Source organism: Dermatophilus congolensis (genome assembly GCF_900447215.1).
Taxonomy (GTDB): domain Bacteria; phylum Actinomycetota; class Actinomycetes; order Actinomycetales; family Dermatophilaceae; genus Dermatophilus; species Dermatophilus congolensis_A.
In genome coordinates this window covers 1705057-1722914 of sequence record NZ_UFYA01000001.1, presented here as the reverse complement: position 1 = coordinate 1722914, position 17858 = coordinate 1705057, and the positions used below count along the sequence as shown (strand labels likewise).

Sequence of the window (17858 nt, the reverse complement as noted above, 5' to 3'; positions counted from 1 at the left end):
GAAGCGATCACTCTCTTTCAGAGGAAGAAGAACCAGCCGAAACCGCAGAAGAAACAGAACCAACATCGCCGGATACACCAGCGGTAGATATTGCCGCCCTACGAGGAGAATAAAGACGCTCGGTGCCCGCCAAAATGTTGTCTCGCAATGCCGGGGCCCACAGCGTGCTCAACAAAAATGCCGGAACCATCAACGGCTGCGCCGGCGGCTGTAACACCAACATCGACACCAACACCGACATCCCAATCGCAGGCTCAGTAGCCTTCACATACGAAACCACGATGATCACAGCCAGCAATGCCCCTGCGATAAGTCCGTAATCGAAGAAAACCTTGCCCACCGTCGGCACCAGCAGACCATTCACACCTGAGGCATCCACCACATACCGGGACGAGCCCGGGCCGCCCCCAAACAACACGATGCCCCAATCAGACACCCACTTGGGAAACAAATACAGATACGGCTCAAATGTGCGCAGAGCAGTCGAAGAATTCTCGCTCGACCCCTCACTCAACCGATCCAAAATGGTTTTACCAATAGTCGTTGGAGCAGCCACTGCAGCTAATACCAAACCCGGTATCAAGTAACGACGCAGCAACGGCCACTGCCGCTGCCACAACATCACAACCACACCAATCAAAGCCACAAACATGCCCGAACCAGCAGCCGTCACCAGCATGCCAACCGACAAAACCATGACCTCCCAGATTCGTGCACGAATCAGCAACGCCGCCAAAATGCACAAACCCAGAATGAAAGACATGAACGACGGCTCCAACGCGAACCAGCCATTCGACTTATAGATATTCGCCTCATAAAAAAGCGGATACGACGTGTTAAATCCGCTCACCACAAGATTGGACGGCAAAGACTCGCCAATAAAATCGCGATACCCAATCGGAGTTACCTGCACCACCATGAACAACACCGAAATGCTCGCCAAACCCAAACCGATGTTCTTCACTGCCCGCAGCGCACGCTCAAACGTCCCACGACTGCGATCAGCCATCATGAACGCTGCAGGAAGCCAGGTCACCATCCACAACAACCAACTGTTCACACTCACATACGGGGCAGGAACAAACAGAATCTGCGGAAAAGTGACCAAAGCAGCAACGCCACCAGCAACAACCCACAACAAAAACCGTCGCGGCTCAACCACAATCACGTGACAACGCCACGCCAATCCCAGCCACACGATCGTCAACGGCACCGACAAAGAAATATCAATCCCCGGAACCGACAAACGCATGAGAAAGAAATTCGCGACAAATAACACGCCGATCCACCACACCGGATCAAGCAACCGCGACGGATAACGCGACTTCGACTCACGTTCACCAGCCAAATGCGACTCACGCAACACAAACCGCTGGTGCGCGCGCTGCTGATGCTGAGACAAAGGAGCGGAGACAAAGCCCCGCTCCCCATCAGCCCTCGACAACAATGTACGTACGCTCACCAAATTGCCCCGCGTACTCATCAAGCCACTCAAAACGTGTCTTACCCGAACGCACCAAGACCAACAACACAGCCTCAGGATCGCGAGCAACACGCTTCACAATGGCAGTGGACAAGCCCGTCTCCAATACCGTGACAGGGCCCTTCGGATCCGACGGCGTCTGCTGCGAAGCCCCATACGCCGCCATATTCTTCGTCACCGACACTTCACGACCAAGAGCCTCAAAGCCCTCAGCCACCGGACCCACTAACTCCTGCACATCCGCAGCCGGCAAACGCACACCAGTGACCACCACACGCTGCGGCGAGGGAGTCTCCATGCTCAATACCGCAGCCACATCACGCGTGGGCAAAAACTCCACATTCGGGTACAAACGACGCATCTCCGCCAGCTTGCCCATCCGGCCCCGGCGACCACCCACGAGCAACGCAATACCCGCACCAACCAAGCCACCGCCGACAGCACCCAAAACAACCAACACCGCAGCCGACGTCTGCTTCACACCCGCAGCCGTCGCCGGCTGAACCACAGTCAACTGACGCGACTGCGCCAACGTATTGGCCTGACTGCTCGCCAACGCCTGACCTAGCGCCGCAACCCGCGCCTGCTCCGCCTGCGGATTATTCAAATGCGAACCACGAATAATCTGACTCGTCTGCTCACTCAACGAATTCAAATCCGCAGCCACACGAGCATTACTCGCTGCCACCGCAGCCTGAGCAAACACGTTCGTTGCATTCGCCGCAGCCTCAGGACTATCACCAGTGACACTCGCCGAAATCATCAACGACTGCGGAACCGCAGCCAGCTCAGTGCGTGCCCGAAGACCACCCTCCGAGGAACGCAACTGCTTCGCAGCCGCCTGAAAAACCTCCGAAGTACCCGTCTCCGTCAACGCGCTCTGCTGCGCCTGCGTCAACCCATCACCATTGTTTGCAGTCGACTGCACCCGTAACAACGCCGTCGCCGTCGCCGGAGAATTCCCACCAATCACACCTCCCACCACAGCACCCACAAACGCCAACGCGGCAGGGATCCACCACCAACGACGCAACGTCTCGATCAGCGAACGACCCCACGGGTCGATATTTGCAAGGCCCGGACTGGCCACGTAAATCCCCCTAATACGACAGCTATTCACGCCCACGACACCACACGCCAATCCCCCCGGCGCGGCGCTGCAACAACGCCACCTGACCCCACGGGGCTATTCGCAAGTGCAGCCAGAAGCGACGAACAAGCGATGTTCGGGAAGTGGACTCAACCACGATACCCGTCTAGAACAACCGTCCGGCTTCCCCCAGCTCCAGCATGTGTACCAACACCCCAACAACAAACAACACCAACAAAACCCACAAACACACCAGCCAGCCACAAACATCACCATCCACACCACGCAACACCTCCAACATTCCCCAACGACAACCCCCAGCAATGCCACACTGACCCAGTGCGGATCCTCCTGCTCGCCAACTCCTACCCCACCCGAGCAACACCAAGCGGCGCCCCCTACATGACCCACCGCGTCACCGCCATCAACAACCTCAACCATCCCAACCTCTACCTCCAACCCATCGCACTAACCCCCACCTACACACCCCCAGTCCGCCTCCTACGCGCGGCCATGCATGCACCCACACACACCGACCAACAACTCGCACCCCACGCCCAAAACACCGGATGGCTCCCCATCCCAGCCCACTGGAACCTCACCGACACCATCGCCAGCCGCACAGCACACACCCCCACCCACGCCATCCACACCGCCACCACCGCACTCATCCACTACTGCCACCAACAACCCCAGCCCTACGACATCATCCACGCACACGGCATGTACAGCCTCGCCGCCGGCCACATCGCCGCCGCCCTAGCCCACCACCTACACATCCCCTACGTCGTCACCATGCACGGCAGCGATGTCACCCACACCATCACCCACAACCCCCGCCCCGCCGCCAACACCCTCAACCACGCCGCCGCCACCATCTACGTCTCCAATGCCCTACGCACCCACGCCACCAACCTCGGCATGCCTCACACCAACAGCCACGTCATCCCCAACGGCGTAGACCTCAGCCTCTTCACCAACCCCAACACCCCCCCACCCACCCCCGACCCATGGCAACACACCACCGGACCCCGACTCCTCTACGTAGGAAACCTCCTCCCCATCAAAGGCGCCGACCGCCTCCCAGCCATCCTCAACACCATCACCCACACCCACTCCCACGCCCACCTCGTCATCGCCGGCGATGGCCCCCTACGCAACCAGCTCACCAACCATCCCAACATCACCCTCCTGGGCCGCCAACCCCACCACCACATCCCTGCCCTCATGCACGCAGCCGACATCCTCCTAGTCCCCAGCCGAGCAGAAGGCTGGGGATGCGTCGTCACCGAAAGCTACGCAGCCTGCACCCCCGTCGTCGCCACCGACACCGGCGGCCTACGCGAATCAGCCCTCGACGCCATAGCTCTCGTCCCACCCCCAAACAACACCACCACCGAAAACGACTTCATCCACAACTTCGCCACCCGCGCCCTAACCATCCTCGCCAACCCACCCAGCCCCCAACACATGACCCAACACACCCAAAACCACTCCTGGCACAACACCGTCACCGCCGAAATCGACATACTCCGCAGCGCACTCACCTCATGAACCCCCACCCCCTCCGCAGCCCCATCAACCTCCACCAACCCACCGACCACCACCTCACCCGCCGAGGCATCACCAGCTTCATCGGACTAGCCAGCCAAGGCGCCATCCGCCTAGCCATCACCATCATCATCGGCCGCTACGCTGGAGCCAGCGCATTAGGCCTCGTCGCCACCGGCCAAGCAACCGCTCAACTCCTCATCCTCCTGTGGCCCACCACCGCCGGCCAAGCAGCCTCACGCTTCCTCGCCCAAGCCCGCGGACGAAATAACCACAACGAAATCGACACCATCGCCACCCACCTCAACCACCGCGTCATCACCACCGCCCTCCTCCTGGCCCTCATCTCCATCCCCATTACCCTCACCCGCGCAAACGACCCCCTCAGCGCTACCTGCGTCGCTCTCTTCCTCCTCGGTATCGCCGGGCAGCAATACACCCGTGGCATCCACTACGGAGTAGGCGCCGTCACCCGCGTTGTCACCCTCGACTGCGCTCTATCCCTCATCGGCCTGTTCGGCGTCGTTGTCGCCATATCCCTGGACATCACCGACCTACGACTGCTCATCCCACCAGCCTTAGGCTTCCTGCTCCTGACCGCAGCATGCTGGCCATGGCACACTCCCCACCCACCCCTGCCCACAGCCCAAACCCATGCGCTCACCAGAGAAATTGACCGCTTCGTCACCCTAGGCGCACTCGGCTCCCTCGCCTCGGCCGGGCTCGTGCAACTATCCGTACTCATCGCATCCACACACGGACACACCGCAGCAGGGGCCTACTCCGCAGCGTGGAACCTCGCCATGCCCCTGACCCTGCTATCCGGAGCGCTATCCCTTGTGCTCTACCCCAACATGGCCGAAGCTTTCGGCCGCAAAGACAACACAGCAGTCACAACACAACTTGACCGCGGAGTGCGCGGCTTGACCTTCCTTGTTCTCCCACTAGTCGTCGTGGCATCCCTACTAGCCCCCGAAATCATCCAAACTTTTTACGGCCCCGCTTTCACCCAATCCGCCCCGATCATGGCGACCTTGCTCCTGGCCGTCCTCATCACAATGATCGCGGTTCCCTGCGTCAACGCCATCACAGCCGGCTCACGCAACGGCATTCTCTACACAACCATCGCCAGCCTTGCCGGGCTAGCAACAGCAGCCACGGTATGGACGCTCTCGCCACGTTCGTGGGGAATTGAGGCAGTCGCCATCGGATATTTAGTAGGTGTATCGACTACCTCTTCAGCCACCATCGCCCGCGCCTGGCAGAAATATCAGATGCGATGGACAGCTGAAGCAGCTCTGGTCATATCAGCAGTCATGGTCACTTTCCTGGCCGCGACCCTGACAAACCTTGAAACCCTTCCCCGCATCGGTATCGCTGCACTCATCGTGTTGGCGTGGTGCAGCACTCATCCAGACCAAACCCGAACTTGGGCGAAGAGGCTACAGCGTCATCAACGCTGACCACGTAGCTCACTGGTCGAGCAGCATGTTGAATACTGACTGCGTCGGCGTACACGCACGCCACGCGTCGTAGGCATCTGCAGCTGCTTGCCGATCCGACAAACGCTGCTCAGGAGCACGAGCCGCGACAGCATCAATATGTTCAGCCCAGTCACGTGGATCGAACGTGTCAAGCAGCTCGAGCGCTCCGGCCGGTATATGCGGAAGCATCACAGGCCACGGGGTAGAACCGCGATGCAACATCACAGGTACCGCCGCGGAAAGTGATTCAGCCACTGTGTGGCCGAAGTTTTCGTTAGTGGTGGGAAAAACAAACAGATCGTGTTCACAGAAAGTTTCCTGCACACGATCGCGCTCAATCCCGCCAACGAAAGACACTGGATGCTTGCTCTTATTGGCAAGAGCGTGCAGCGTGGAGGCATAGTCATCGCTGTCAGCAGTTCCAGCGATAGTCACCTGAACTGGAGAATTCACGTACCGCAGAGCAGCCAGGAACGTCTCGATACCTTTTTTCGGTGATAGCCGCCCTAGATAAAGCAGCCGCAGCGGAGCTGTCGTCGGGGTGTGCGGTCGAGTAGCGCAGGTAGGTAGGTCAGTCTCGTTCTGCCGTATAAGGACCCGAGCTTTGGGGAAAACGCTACGAATGTCGGCGGCTTCAGCAGGAGAAGAGGCATGCCACGTGACGTCTCGATAAAGACCAGCGAATCGTGCCGCGGCAAGAAAGCAGCGTTTTTTCTTAGCTTTCAGTGCTAGAGCGCCAGTCCCGAACTCTCCTCGAGGTGCGATAAGCACATGCCCCAACGACAGGATTTTGGTGCGCGCAAGCAGCAAAGGAAGCAATGTCCATAGCGGAGGGAATGCTCCGGTGAGGTAAGTGATTTCTGGCGGTCCAGAAGGGCTACTGGTGGCCTGGCGCCAGGCTCGAACGTAGGCAGGAATGGTGTTCAGGGAGCCAAAAGTGGTGGGTAAGTAGCGCACAAGTGCAGAGCCGGTGCGGACCCAATCGGTGGTATCGACATCTAAAGGCACACCGCCCCAGTCGTATGCACTGGTGATCACGAGGAAATGGTGGCGGTCGCCATGCTGGTTGGTGATGGCAGCTAGGCTGCGGATAGGTCCGCCGCCACGCCAAGCAGGGGTGTAGTAGGGCGTGGCTATCAGTATGCGGGGGCCGGTTGGTGAAGTCATGGCGTTCAGCTGCGCAGGCCGGTCCAGGTCTCGTGACGGCGGTGGGTGGACAGGATGAATCGGACGGTTCGTTGTGAGCAGTTGTTGATGCGGTAGTCGGTGGGAGTTGGCGGTGGGGTAGTGCCGGTGGTGATGGCATCGCGGATGGCTTCGATGAGGTTGTCGGGGTCCAGGCCAGTCATGATGATGGATCCGGTGTCGAGGGCTTCGGGGCGTTCGATGGAGTCACGGAGGGTGACTGCCGGGAATCCCAGGAGTGAGGATTCTTCGCTGATGGTGCCGGAGTCAGATAGGACGCAGGCGGCGTCCATTTGGAGGCGGTTGTAGTCCAGAAACCCCATGGGTGGGTGGAAGGTGATGCCTTCGAGGTTGTGGCGAGGGCTGTCTGGGTGGTGTAGGAGTGCGTCGAGCCGCTTGCGGGTGCGGGGATGGGTGGAGACAAGGACGGGCATATCGAAGGTGTCGCGTGCTGTGATGAGGCAGTTCAGCAGGTTGGTCAGCCGTTGAGGGGAGTCGACGTTTTCTTCGCGGTGGGCGCTGACGAGGAGGAATTTGCCGGGGGTGAGGCCGAGGTCGCTGGTGGCGGTGCTGGTGTCGAAGGCGGAGCGGTGGTGATCGAGGACTTCTTTCATGGGGGAGCCGGTAAGGGCGATGTGGCGGGGATGGATGCCTTCGGCGAGGAGGTTGCGGCGTGCGTGTTCGGTGTAGACGAGGTTGTAGTCGGCGATGTGGTCGACCATGCGTCTGTTGGTTTCTTCGGGGACGTTGTGGTCGAAGCAGCGGTTGCCTGCTTCCATGTGGTAAACGGGGATGCGCATGCGTTTGGCGATGAGGGCGGCGATGGCGGAGTTGGTGTCGCCGAGGATGAGGACTGCGTCGGGGCGATGGGTGGTGAGGATGTCTTCAACTTTGATGAGGGTTTCGCCCAGGGTGGTTCCTAGGGTGGCTGTGTTGATGGCGAGGAAGTGATCGGGGCGGCGTAGACCGAGTTCTTCGAAGAAGATTTCGTTGAGTTCGTAGTCGTAGTTTTGGCCGGTGTGGACGAGGGTGTGGGTGACGGTGTTGTCGAGGTGGGTGATGACGCGGGAGAGACGGATGATTTCGGGGCGGGTGCCGACGATGGTCATGACGTGGGTCATGGGAGCTCCTTGACGTAGCGGTGCATGCGCCGTCCGGCGGGGGTGGTGTAGGTGGATTCGATGGTCCAGCCTTGGCGGTTGTAGTGGCGGTTGACGGCGTCGTTGTTGTCGGCGTCGGTGGTGAGGTAGGCGCTGGTGGCTCCGTGGTGGTGGGCGCAGGTGGTCCAGGTGTGGGTGAGTTTGGCGCCGGTGCCGGTTTTTTTGAGGGTGGGGCTGATGCAGATGGAGGCTAGGAGGGCGCCGTTGCTGCCTGGTGGTGTGTCTCCGCGGTAGCGCAGGGCGCGTAGGAGTCGGGGGATGACAGTGCGGGGGTGGGTGAGTGCGGCGCGGGTTGCGGCGAGGGCGAAGGGAATGGCGCGGCGGCGTAGGAGTCGGGTGTAGAAGGTGGTGGGGTCGGTGGTTCCGACAGCGATGCCGATGGGTTGGTTGTTGGGCATGCGTGCGGTGATGGTGATGGCGGTGGGGTCGGTGGCGTAGGCGCGGTAGAACTCGCGGAGGAAGGGTTGCCCGAGGCGTGTGAGAAAGAAGTTGGGGAAGGCGTCGTGGTGCAGGCGGGCGAGGGCGGGGATGTCGGTGGGGTCGATGCCTTCGGTGAAGTGGATGTGGGGGTTGGGGGGAGTGGGTAGGTGGGGGGTCATGGTTGGGGTGTGGTGGGGGCAGGGTCGACGGGGTGTGGTGTGGTGTCGGGGTTTTTGGGGTCGTAGAGCTCGTTGGTCCAGAACATGGTGTGTAGGGGTGTGGTTCCGGTGTTGGTGATGTTGTGTGTCCACAGGGTGGGCATGTCGATGGTGACGGGGGTGTCGCCGGTGACGTCGAAGTCGATGCGTTCATTGGTCAGGACGCGGCGTAGGCAGATGCGGGCGGTGCCGTGTAGGACTTGGAATCGTTCGATTTTGTTGAGATGGAAGTGGTTACCGCGGGTGTAGCCGGGGTTGGTGGTGGAGTGGAATACCTGGCCGCTGCTGCCGTGGACGCGGATGGTTTCGATGAGGGTGCCGCGTTCGTCGGTGTTGGGTTGGGTGGGGATGGGGTAGGCGTGGGGCCACATGGCCGCGCGCAGGGTGTTGAACAGGGGGATGCCTAGGGGAGAGTTGAGGTCGGGGATTTCGCCGGTGGGGGCGTAGACGGAGTGGAATCGTTCGAGGGTGCGGGCGACTTCGGAGATGCGAATCATGGTGCCGGTTTGTTCGCGGATGCCGTTGGTGCGTTGGAGTGCGGCGGCGATCATGCGTTCGCAGGCTTCGCCGACGTGTAAGAGGGGGATTTCGCGGTCGTCGGTAATGCGGGGTTCGCCGTCGTGGGCGATGGTGTGGGCGAAGGTGGCCACAAAGCTGTTGTAGTCGGGGCGGCCATGTTCGCCGAAGAGTCCGCAGAAGCGGAGGTCGGTGGCGCTGGCTTCGCCGCCAGCGTGTTCGGCCCATTCGGTGATGATGTGGCCGGCTTGGCGCTTTCCGTGTCCGTAGGGGGTGGAGCTGTTGGGGTGTTCGGGTGAGGCGTGGTTGGAGCCTGCGTAGACGACGGCTGGTTCGCGTTTGCCTGCGGTGTAGCGGCCAGAGACGGTGCTTTCTAGTGCGGTGACGAGTCGGTTGGCTAGGGCGATGTTGCCGTTGTTGAGTTCGTGTTCGTTGCTGCGGTTGATGCCTGCGCAGTGGAAGACGAGGTCGGCGTCGGAGAGGGCTTCTTCGAGGGCGTGGGTGGCGAAGTCAGTGCGATTGATGGGGTAGGTGTCGATGTTGGGCAAGGTGAGTAGGCGGGCGCGTAGGTGCCAGCCGAGGAATCCGTTGGCGCCGGTGACGACAGCTTTGAGGCGGCGTTGGGTGGGGGTGCTGTTCATGGCTGTGCCGTTTCGTGCTGGTGGAGTGTTCCGGCTTGGTAGGCGAGTTCGCGGATGTGCGGGAGGGTGAGTAGGAGGGTGATGGTTTCTTCGAGGTTGAGTCGTTGGGTGTTGGCGGAGGTGTAGTCCTCAAGGGGGGCGCGGTGGTGGTCGCCTTCGGTGAAGTAGAGCTCGTATTCCATGGAGCGGGCGTCCACAGGTACGCGGAAGTAGTTGCCTTGGTCGGTGGCGTGGGCCATTTCTTCGTGGGAGAGCAGGGTTTCGTGCATTTTTTCGCCGTGGCGCACGCCGATGATGTGGATGGGGTGGTCGGGGTGGCCTAGGAGGGTGGCGACGGCTTTGGCGAGGGTGTTGATGGTGGCGGCGGGGGCTTTGCGTACGTAGAGGTCGCCTGGGGTGCCGTTGGTGAAGGCATGGGTGACGAGGTCGACGGATTCTTCGAGGGACATGAGGAAGCGGGTCATGTCGGGTTCGGTGATGGTGATGGGGCGTCCGGTGTGGATTTGGTTGATGAAGTGGGGGATGACTGAGCCGCGGGAGTACATGACGTTTCCGTAGCGGGTGATGGTGACGGTGGTGGGGCTGTCTGGGTATTGGCGGGTGAATGCTTGGGCGTGTTTTTCCATGAGGGCTTTGGACATGCCCATGGCGTTGACGGGGTAGACGGCTTTGTCGGTGGAGAGGCAGACCAGTGAGCGGGCGCCGGCTTCGTGGGCGGCCATGATGACGTTATGGGAGCCCAGTACGTTGGTGAGTACGGCTTGTTGGGGGAAGAATTCGCAGCTGGGGACTTGTTTGAGGGCTGCTGCGTGGAAGACGTGGTCGGTGCCGCGTAGGGCTGCGTCTACGGAGGTGCGGTCGCGGACGTCGCCGACGAAGTAGGTGATGCGTTCGTCGGCTAGGGCTACACGCATGTCGTGTTGTTTGGCTTCGTCGCGGGAGAGGATGTGGATTTTTTTGACGCCGTGTTTGAGGAGGCGTCGGGCCATGGTGGAGCCGAATGATCCGGTGCCGCCGGTGATGGCGATGGTGGTGTCGCGTAGGGCGTCGCCGGGGTGGTGTTCTCCTCGCTCATCTCCTGGGGTGGTGGTGAGGTGATGTTCGGGGAGGGGGTGGTTCATGGTGTCCTTTCACCGCCTGCTGCGTAGGTGAGGGCTTGTTCAGCGCGGGTGACTGCGTGTTCTACGGCGTATTCGCTTCGGTAGTGGCGTAGCCCAGCAAGGCCGACACTTTCTAGTGATGCACGGCCACTTTCGCACAGGCGCAAAAGAATTCGTGTGAGGCCGGGCTGGTCGCCGGAGTTTGTGGCGTAACCGGCTCCAGCGCTGGTGACAACATCTTTGATGTCGCCGTCAGCGGCGGCGACGATTGCGCGGCCAGAGGCCATGATGGCTTGGGTTTTGCTTGGCATGGTGACCTTGGAAAGAGGGTCGCGGCGAAGACCGATATAGCAGGCGTCGGCGGCAGCCATGAGGGTAGGCATCAGCTCAGGTGCTACCCGGCCTATGAAAGTGATGGGTTGGTTATCTCCAGGGATGCGCAGATCGCGGGCAAGGCTGCGTAGTTCTTCTTCTGCGGTGCCAGAACCAGCGATGATGCAGCGCAGGCGTCGACGGGCGCCGGTGTCGGCGAGTTCGGCATTAGCGGTGGCGACAGCGCGCAGAAGAGTTTCTAGACCTTGGGCGTGTCCGAGCGCACCGGCGTACAGGACCAGAATGTCTTGGTCTCCGACGCCGTTGCTGCGCCGCCATGCTTCGGCAGCGGTGCGGGTGGCCTGGCTGGCAGGGGAAAACAAGGTTTCGTCGGCCCACATCGGGGCGTAGCGAAGTTTGTGTTCGGGCACGCCTCGGTCGATGAGAATGTCTCGGACCCCGGGGGAGATGTAGGTGACAACAGCGGCGGAGCGGTACATGGCGTCAGTCCATTCATGCAGCACTTTCTCCAGTGCTGCTCCCGTGAACCCGCTGGGGGTGAAACCGGCGGCCGTCATCGTGTCGGGCCATAGGTCACCAACGTGAACAACTAACGGAACGCGATCACGTAACCGAGCCACCCACATGGGTAAAGCAACCGTGATGGGGGAGTAGTTAACCCACACCGCATCGGCGCCGCGAACGAATGCAGTACCAGAGATCGCCGCTGACACTCCGAAACTGCCATAGTTCAGCACACGCCGGACCGCTGAAGAGTCGTGACTGGGGTACAGCGCCACTCGGCGAACCCCCACGTCATCAAGGACTTCATCACGGAAAAGGCATTGCTGATACCCCTGCGCGATCTGCCCGCTGGGGTAGTTCGGGAACCCTGTGACCACATTGACTGCATGTCCGCGCCCGACCAGCCCTCGAGCCAAAACCCCAGGCAACGCTGCCGGGCCAGGTTCAGGGTCATACCACTGCGACAACATCCCGTACCGCACCGCTGACACCTCCTTCCGAGTTTCGAATCCGACGTGCCCATCCCGCTGTCTGTGGCGAGGAACCCCTAGCCTAGAAATGTGAATACATCCTCGCCAGATAGTCGAAAACTATTGCCATTTATACCCTTTGGTCCACCAGATATCGGTGAGGAAGAAGTCCGCGCCGCCGCAGAAGCAATCCGGTCCGGGTGGCTCACCACCGGCCCAGTCGCCGCAGCCTTCGAAACCGAATTCGCTGCCGCGCTGGCTGGAAACTTCACAACCACCACACCTGGCACCCCCTCACCCCCTACGCCCGCACCACCCCCAGAAATCCACGCCATCGCCGTCAACTCAGCCACGGCAGGACTACACCTAGCCCTCGTAGCCCTGGGCATCGGCCCAGGTGACGAAGTGATCGTCCCCACCTGGACCTTCACCTCAACAGCAGAGGTAGTCCGCTACGTAGGCGCCACCCCCGTACTCGTCGATGTCTTACCCACCACCTTGAACATCGACCTACACGCCGCGGCCGCAGCGATCACCCCCCACACCCGCGCAATCATGCCGGTCCACTTCGCCGGCCTACCCGTTGCCCGAACACACCTGGCTGAATTCGCCCGAGAACACAACCTCGCCGTCATCGAGGACGCAGCCCACGCATTCCCCGCCGTCAGCGAAAACATCAACGTGGGACTCGGAGCTTCCGAGGCAGTCGTATTCAGTTTCTACGCCACCAAAACCATGACCACCGGCGAAGGTGGCATGCTCCTGACCACTAACCCAGACCTAGCTAACCACGCCCGCATGATGCGCCTGCATGGCATCAGCCGTGACGCGTTCTCTCGCTACACCGAATCCGGCATGTCGGCAGGCCCGGCCTGGAAATACGAAGTCCTCGCCCCCGGATTCAAATACAACCTCACCGACCCCGCCGCAGCGATCGGACGCGTACAACTCACCAAAGCAATACGTATGCGAACCCGCCGCGAAGAAATCGCTGACGCCTACGACGAAGCCTTCGCCGACCTGCCCTTACAGCTACCGCCACACGCACCTTCTGGCGATATCCACGCCCGCCACATCTACGCACCTCACCTGCTAGACACCGCACCAATCCAGCGCGACGCCCTCATCGACAAGCTCACAAACCACTACCGCATCGGAGCCAGTGTTCACTTCATCCCACTGCACCGCCACCCTGTCTGGCGCGACACCATCGCTCCTGACCCCACAGTCTTTCCCGTCGCAGAGGATGCCTTTAGCCGCTGCTTCTCCCTCCCCATCTTCTCGGCTATGACCGACGACCAAATCGACCGCGTCATCACAGCCGTACGCCAACTATGCGGAGCACGCTCATGAAAAGGTGCACTCCCCAGTCCGCCCCACCCAGCCGTACCAATGCCTGGTACCCACCGGTCAAACGTGGCATCGATATCGCTCTCGCCGCTGTGGGGCTCGTGATTACAGCACCGCTGATGGCCGGCATCGCTATTGCAGTGACTCGCGATTCACCAGGACCGGTGCTCTTTCGACAGCAACGCGTTGGCCGCAACGGTCATCCCTTCACCATCATGAAATTCCGCACTATGACTGTCCCCGCCTCAGGAGAAACCCACCTGGCAGTCAGTGCCACCGGTGATACCCGCGTGACCCGCACCGGCGCGTGGTTACGCGCCACCAAACTTGATGAACTTCCCCAACTCCTCAACGTTTTGCGGGGAGAAATGTCCTTAGTCGGACCTCGACCCGAAGTACCTGAATGGGTTGAACACTGGTCACCAGAGCGCGCCGCGGTGATCCTCAGCGTCCGGCCAGGCATCACCGACCCAGCCAGCATTGAATTCCGGAACGAGGGGGACCTGCTCGCTACCGTTGCTGATCCCGCCGACTACTACGTTCACACTCTGCTACCGCGTAAAACCGCCCGGTACGTCGACTATGTGCGCTCCGCCTCGCTCATGAGCGATCTTCGAATACTGCTCGCTACGGTCCGGGCTGTGCTGGGCCGCAACTGATTGTGCTGCGGCGGTCTGTGCCTGCACAGCCTGCACTGCCTTCTCCTCAGTCTTCAAAGTTGCTAACACTGAAGACATCCAGGCACGCAGCGAAGCATCGTCGGTGGCTGAGAGTGTTTCTAGTACGTGAGGATTCAACGGCGGTGCCTGAACGGCGTTGACGAGTTCATGTCCAGTGCGGTGTCGCACCTCTGAAGAGTCGAACAGTTCTTCAGAGAGCTTCTCACCAGGCCGTAATCCCGTATAGATGATGCTCACGTCGTGGCGCCCTGACAGCTCAATCAACGTCTCCGCCAAATCAGCGATTTTCACCGGAGCACCCATCTCCAGCACCATCACCTCGCCCCCATGGCCGAGCACACCAGCTTGCAGTACGAGCTGGCAGGCCTCCGGAATGAGCATGAAGTACCGCTCCACACGAGGATCAGTGACCGTTACTGGCCCTCCAGAAGCGATCTGTGAAGTAAACGCATGCACCACCGACCCGCGCGAACCCAGCACATTTCCGAAACGAACGGAGACGTACCGACGCCCGTGAGCTGTGGCGTACCAGGCAGTGAGCACTTCACCAAACCTCTTGGATAGTCCCAGCATGCTCGTGGGGGCGGCTGCTTTGTCAGTCGAAATATTGACGAATGAGGTCACTTCAGCCGCATCGGCTGCAGCCAATACGTTGCGGGTGCCCATCACATTGGATTTCCATGCTTCGAACGGGTGCGCTTCCAGCAGCGGAAGGTGTTTTAAAGCTGCGGCGTGATAGACGATGTCGGGTTTTTCTTGGGCCATAACCTCACGGATCCGTGCAGCGTCACGGATGTCTGCCAGGATGATGTTGCCACCGCACAGCAGCCCATCTCCCCGGATTGACATATCTGTGGCGTGCATGCCGGATTCGTCATGGTCAAGCAGCAGCAGACGTGCGGGAGAAAAGCGCGCGATCTGACGGCATAGTTCTGAGCCGATTGAGCCACCGGCGCCGGTGACGAGTACGACTTTTCCGGTGATTTCGCTGCTGATCGATTCCCATTCCAGATGGACTGGTGGGCGGCCAAGAACATCGGCCAGGTCAAGGTCGCGTAGGTCGCGGGCGCCGGGGGAGTGGTCCACGATCTCGCTCATGCTGGGGGCGACAAGCACTTCGAGGCCAAGGTTTCTGGCCGAGGCCGATACTTCGCGGATGACCTCAGCTGGTGCGCTGGGCATAGCGAGGATCAGCGTTTGGGCTTCCCACTGGCGCGCCGAGTCGGCGAGGTCGTTGCGGTCTCCGACGACGCGGATGCCATGGATGCGTAGCCGGGCTTTTGCTGGGTCGTCGTCGATGATTCCTACGGGAGTTAGAGGAGAGTCATCTTCGGTCAGGAGTGATCGGATGATGCGGTCTCCGGCGTCTCCGGCTCCGTAAACAAGGGCTGGACGTCCGCCGCGGTGGCGTGCTGCGCGCATGCGCCGTGCTCGGGAGATCAGGCGCGCAGCGAGCATGGTCAGCATGGCCAGAGCGCCTGCGCTGATTGCGGTGCTGCGCGGTACTGGGTGGGGGAAGGATAGCCACGGTGTGATGAACAGCAGGGGCAGAGTGATGATGAAGGTGCGGGCGAGGTCGGTGATTTCTTCCATTGATCCGCGTCGGTGGCGCACACGGTAGGGGCCTACGAGGGTGCCTGCGCATCCGTGAATTATTGCGGCAAGCAGCGCATAGCTGGCGACGCCGCCGGTGAAAACGAGGGCGGCGCGGAAGTCGTATCGCATCCACACTGACGCATAGACGGCGAATATCCAGATGGCGGAGTCAACTGCTGGCCAGGTGATGGTCCGTTTTATGTGGTCACGGCGCAAAGTGCCGCTCGTGGGTGCTCCGTGCACGGTTGGCTCCTCGCGGCGTTTGTCGGTACTTCGACACATTACGACGCAAGAAGCGCTGTATTTGGCAATGAGAGAGTGAGTGTTGTGTACGAGTAGTCGCTAGAAGACCTTATTGCTGCAGGGCTTTTCACCCCGAATATGTATATATGGAGGTGGGTCGGTGTATGCGGCCCACCTGCTCACTCTTTGTGGCGTTGAGGGTTTTCTTCTAGCACTGCTTCGAGGCGGTCAGCCGTTTCGCGCAGGATGGTGATGATGGCGTTCACCTGCTCGCTCGAGATGTTGGCGGATTTGGTGGTGTGGTGGTTGGCATCTGTTGTGAGGTTGCGGGGTTCTGGGTTGGTGGGTGGGGGTGGTGGAGGTGGGGTGGTGTGTTCGGTGAAGGCTGCACCTCGACGGAAGTCGCGAGCTAGTCGCTCAATTCCTTCTATGGTCATATCCGCCAGCGGAGATCGTGATGATCCTTGAGCGGTGGCTGATCGGGTTTGGTTCTCCCATGCGGCGGCTGCCGCTCCGAACAGTGATGTGAGGTGCGCTGCGCCTTCGCTCATGCGTCGATGCAGTTCGTCGGTGAGTTGTTCTGATGAGCTGGTGACATGTGCGCGCAGCCCTTCGAGCTCTTCGGATCGAGAGTCGAGTTCTTCACGTCCGGCATTGGTGAGGGTGTAGATAGATTTGCGGCCTTCGTCGCGACGGGTCAGAAGTCCTTCGTCTTCGAGTTTGGCTAGGCGGGGGTAGATCGTTCCGGCGCTGGGGGAGTAGAGCCCGCGGAACCGCCGTTCCATGACTTGAATGATGTCGTAGCCGGACATGGGGCCACCCTCGTCAAGGACGGCTAGGAGGTAGAGGCGTAGTTGTCCGTGGCCGAATACTGGTGAGGCCATGTCAGTTATTTTTCCGGTCGCCGGGGAGGGTGTCTTGGACGGGTCCGCGGGGCTGTTGTCCGCCGGTGATGATCACCCCTGGTGTGGAGTGGTGTGGTGTTTCTCCGCGGGTGAGGATGATGTTCCCGGAGACGGTTTTAACCTTTGCAGCTAAAGACCGGTCTCCGTCGTAGCGGTGTCCGCCGCGTTTTTCGCTGAGTGGGTTGATCATGGTGGATCCGTCGGCCATGACGTGTCCGGTTTTGCTGTGGGCGGTGAGGTCGTAGCCCTGGTGTTGGGGTAGGCGCATGCGTACGTCGCCGGCGCCGGAGTTGATGGTGATGAGGGAGCGGCCGGTGAGGCATAGGTCGCTCAGGCCTGAGACAGTGTTGGCGCGCACCGATGCTGGGGCTGAGGAGTCCAGGGAGAGGTTGCCTGAGGCGGTTTTGGTTTTGATGTCTCCGGAGATGCGTTTTCCTTCGATGTCTGCGGTGGCAGTGATGATGTCGATGGTGCCGCTGAGGGAGTCGAGACGGACGCTTCCGGTGCCGCCGCGGACGCGTAGTCGTCCGGTGAGTCCGCTGATTTTGGTGTGGGCGCGTAGGGATCGCACGGATGTGTCTGTGCCTGGGGGGACGGTGATATTCAGGTCGACGCTGACGTCGCCGCGTACGCCTACCCAGTCTTTGATGGTTTGTTTCCAGTCGGTGCCGTTGCGTAGGTGGCCGATGCTGACGGTGGTGGCGTCGTCGATGATGGTCAGTTCTGGTCCGCGGACGTTGGCGATTTCGATGAGGATGGCGGTGGAGCCGGGGGTGCCTCCGGTGATGGTGATGGAGCCGCCACCGGTGTTGATGATGAGGTTTCGGCGGCGTCCGTCGTCGATGGTGCGGCTGGTGTTGGAGGTGATGCGCCAGGTGGTCATGGCGGGCCTTTCGGTGGCGGGCACTGGAACGCGATATGTCGTTTCT

General features: G+C 60.7%; 16 protein-coding genes. 4 read left to right on the top strand and 12 right to left on the bottom strand.

Annotation, left to right across the window (positions count from 1 at the left end):
• Positions 1–7: 7 nt before the first annotated feature.
• The 3 genes from DXZ77_RS11810 to DXZ77_RS12420 form a co-directional block, all read right to left on the bottom strand.
• Complete coding sequence (locus tag DXZ77_RS11810) at positions 8–1462, bottom strand: hypothetical protein (protein WP_147279231.1); 1455 nt, start codon at positions 1460–1462, stop codon at positions 8–10.
• Positions 1431–2573, bottom strand: a complete 1143-nt coding sequence (locus tag DXZ77_RS11805; RefSeq protein WP_147279230.1) for a hypothetical protein — start codon at positions 2571–2573, stop codon at positions 1431–1433. Before DXZ77_RS11805 ends, DXZ77_RS11810 begins: the two co-directional genes overlap by 32 nt.
• Positions 2574–2739: 166 nt before the next feature.
• Positions 2740–2874 (bottom strand): hypothetical protein, encoded by a 135-nt coding sequence (locus DXZ77_RS12420; RefSeq protein WP_258553203.1) that lies wholly within the window; start codon positions 2872–2874, stop codon positions 2740–2742.
• A 38-nt stretch (positions 2875–2912) separates the two neighbouring features.
• Here DXZ77_RS12420 and DXZ77_RS07565 point away from each other — a divergent pair, with 38 nt between their 5' ends.
• Both DXZ77_RS07565 and DXZ77_RS07560 read left to right on the top strand, forming a co-directional pair.
• The gene (locus DXZ77_RS07565; protein ID WP_181816069.1) at positions 2913–4127 is read left to right on the top strand and encodes a glycosyltransferase; all 1215 of its coding nucleotides are present in this window, start codon (positions 2913–2915) and stop codon (positions 4125–4127) included.
• On the top strand, positions 4124–5587 hold the full coding sequence (locus DXZ77_RS07560; RefSeq protein ID WP_115031140.1) for a lipopolysaccharide biosynthesis protein: 1464 nt from the start codon (positions 4124–4126) through the stop codon (positions 5585–5587). Before DXZ77_RS07565 ends, DXZ77_RS07560 begins: the two co-directional genes overlap by 4 nt.
• A 9-nt stretch (positions 5588–5596) precedes the next feature.
• Here the strand turns inward: DXZ77_RS07560 and DXZ77_RS07555 are convergent, their stop codons facing one another.
• The 6 genes from DXZ77_RS07555 to DXZ77_RS07530 form a co-directional block, all read right to left on the bottom strand.
• Positions 5597–6775, bottom strand: a complete 1179-nt coding sequence (locus DXZ77_RS07555; RefSeq protein WP_115031138.1) for a glycosyltransferase family 4 protein — start codon at positions 6773–6775, stop codon at positions 5597–5599.
• A 5-nt stretch (positions 6776–6780) separates the two neighbouring features.
• On the bottom strand, positions 6781–7914 hold the full coding sequence (gene wecB / locus DXZ77_RS07550) for a non-hydrolyzing UDP-N-acetylglucosamine 2-epimerase (RefSeq protein WP_115031136.1): 1134 nt from the start codon (positions 7912–7914) through the stop codon (positions 6781–6783).
• Positions 7911–8552 carry an N-acetyltransferase gene (locus DXZ77_RS07545; RefSeq protein ID WP_115031133.1) on the bottom strand — a complete coding sequence of 214 codons (642 nt, stop codon included), beginning with the start codon at positions 8550–8552 and terminating at the stop codon, positions 7911–7913. Before DXZ77_RS07545 ends, wecB begins: the two co-directional genes overlap by 4 nt.
• Positions 8549–9748, bottom strand: coding sequence for a polysaccharide biosynthesis C-terminal domain-containing protein (locus DXZ77_RS07540; RefSeq protein ID WP_115031131.1), 1200 nt, complete (start codon positions 9746–9748; stop codon positions 8549–8551). The genes DXZ77_RS07545 and DXZ77_RS07540 overlap by 4 nt, the downstream gene beginning before the upstream one ends.
• Positions 9745–10737, bottom strand: a complete 993-nt coding sequence (locus DXZ77_RS07535) for a polysaccharide biosynthesis protein (protein ID WP_371667513.1) — start codon at positions 10735–10737, stop codon at positions 9745–9747. Before DXZ77_RS07535 ends, DXZ77_RS07540 begins: the two co-directional genes overlap by 4 nt.
• A gap of 128 nt (positions 10738–10865) precedes the next feature.
• On the bottom strand, positions 10866–12167 hold the full coding sequence (locus DXZ77_RS07530; protein WP_115031127.1) for a glycosyltransferase family 4 protein: 1302 nt from the start codon (positions 12165–12167) through the stop codon (positions 10866–10868).
• 111 nt (positions 12168–12278) lie between these two features.
• On the opposite strand from DXZ77_RS07530, the gene DXZ77_RS07525 reads away from it, so the two are divergent.
• Both DXZ77_RS07525 and DXZ77_RS07520 read left to right on the top strand, forming a co-directional pair.
• Complete coding sequence (locus DXZ77_RS07525) at positions 12279–13508, top strand: DegT/DnrJ/EryC1/StrS family aminotransferase (protein ID WP_115031125.1); 1230 nt, start codon at positions 12279–12281, stop codon at positions 13506–13508.
• Positions 13505–14164, top strand: a complete 660-nt coding sequence (locus tag DXZ77_RS07520) for a sugar transferase (RefSeq protein WP_115031123.1) — start codon at positions 13505–13507, stop codon at positions 14162–14164. Before DXZ77_RS07525 ends, DXZ77_RS07520 begins: the two co-directional genes overlap by 4 nt.
• On the opposite strand, the gene DXZ77_RS07515 is transcribed toward DXZ77_RS07520, so the two are convergent.
• From DXZ77_RS07515 to DXZ77_RS07505, 3 genes are all read right to left on the bottom strand, one after another.
• Positions 14057–16024: a polysaccharide biosynthesis protein gene (locus tag DXZ77_RS07515; RefSeq protein ID WP_258553200.1), complete on the bottom strand. Its 1968-nt coding sequence runs from the start codon at positions 16022–16024 to the stop codon at positions 14057–14059. The genes DXZ77_RS07520 and DXZ77_RS07515 overlap by 108 nt on opposite strands.
• Before the next feature lie 179 nt (positions 16025–16203).
• Positions 16204–16908 carry a PadR family transcriptional regulator gene (locus DXZ77_RS07510; protein WP_115031119.1) on the bottom strand — a complete coding sequence of 235 codons (705 nt, stop codon included), beginning with the start codon at positions 16906–16908 and terminating at the stop codon, positions 16204–16206.
• Between the two features lies 1 nt (position 16909).
• Positions 16910–17812 (bottom strand): DUF4097 family beta strand repeat-containing protein, encoded by a 903-nt coding sequence (locus tag DXZ77_RS07505; protein ID WP_147279229.1) that lies wholly within the window; start codon positions 17810–17812, stop codon positions 16910–16912.
• Positions 17813–17858: the final 46 nt, after the last annotated feature.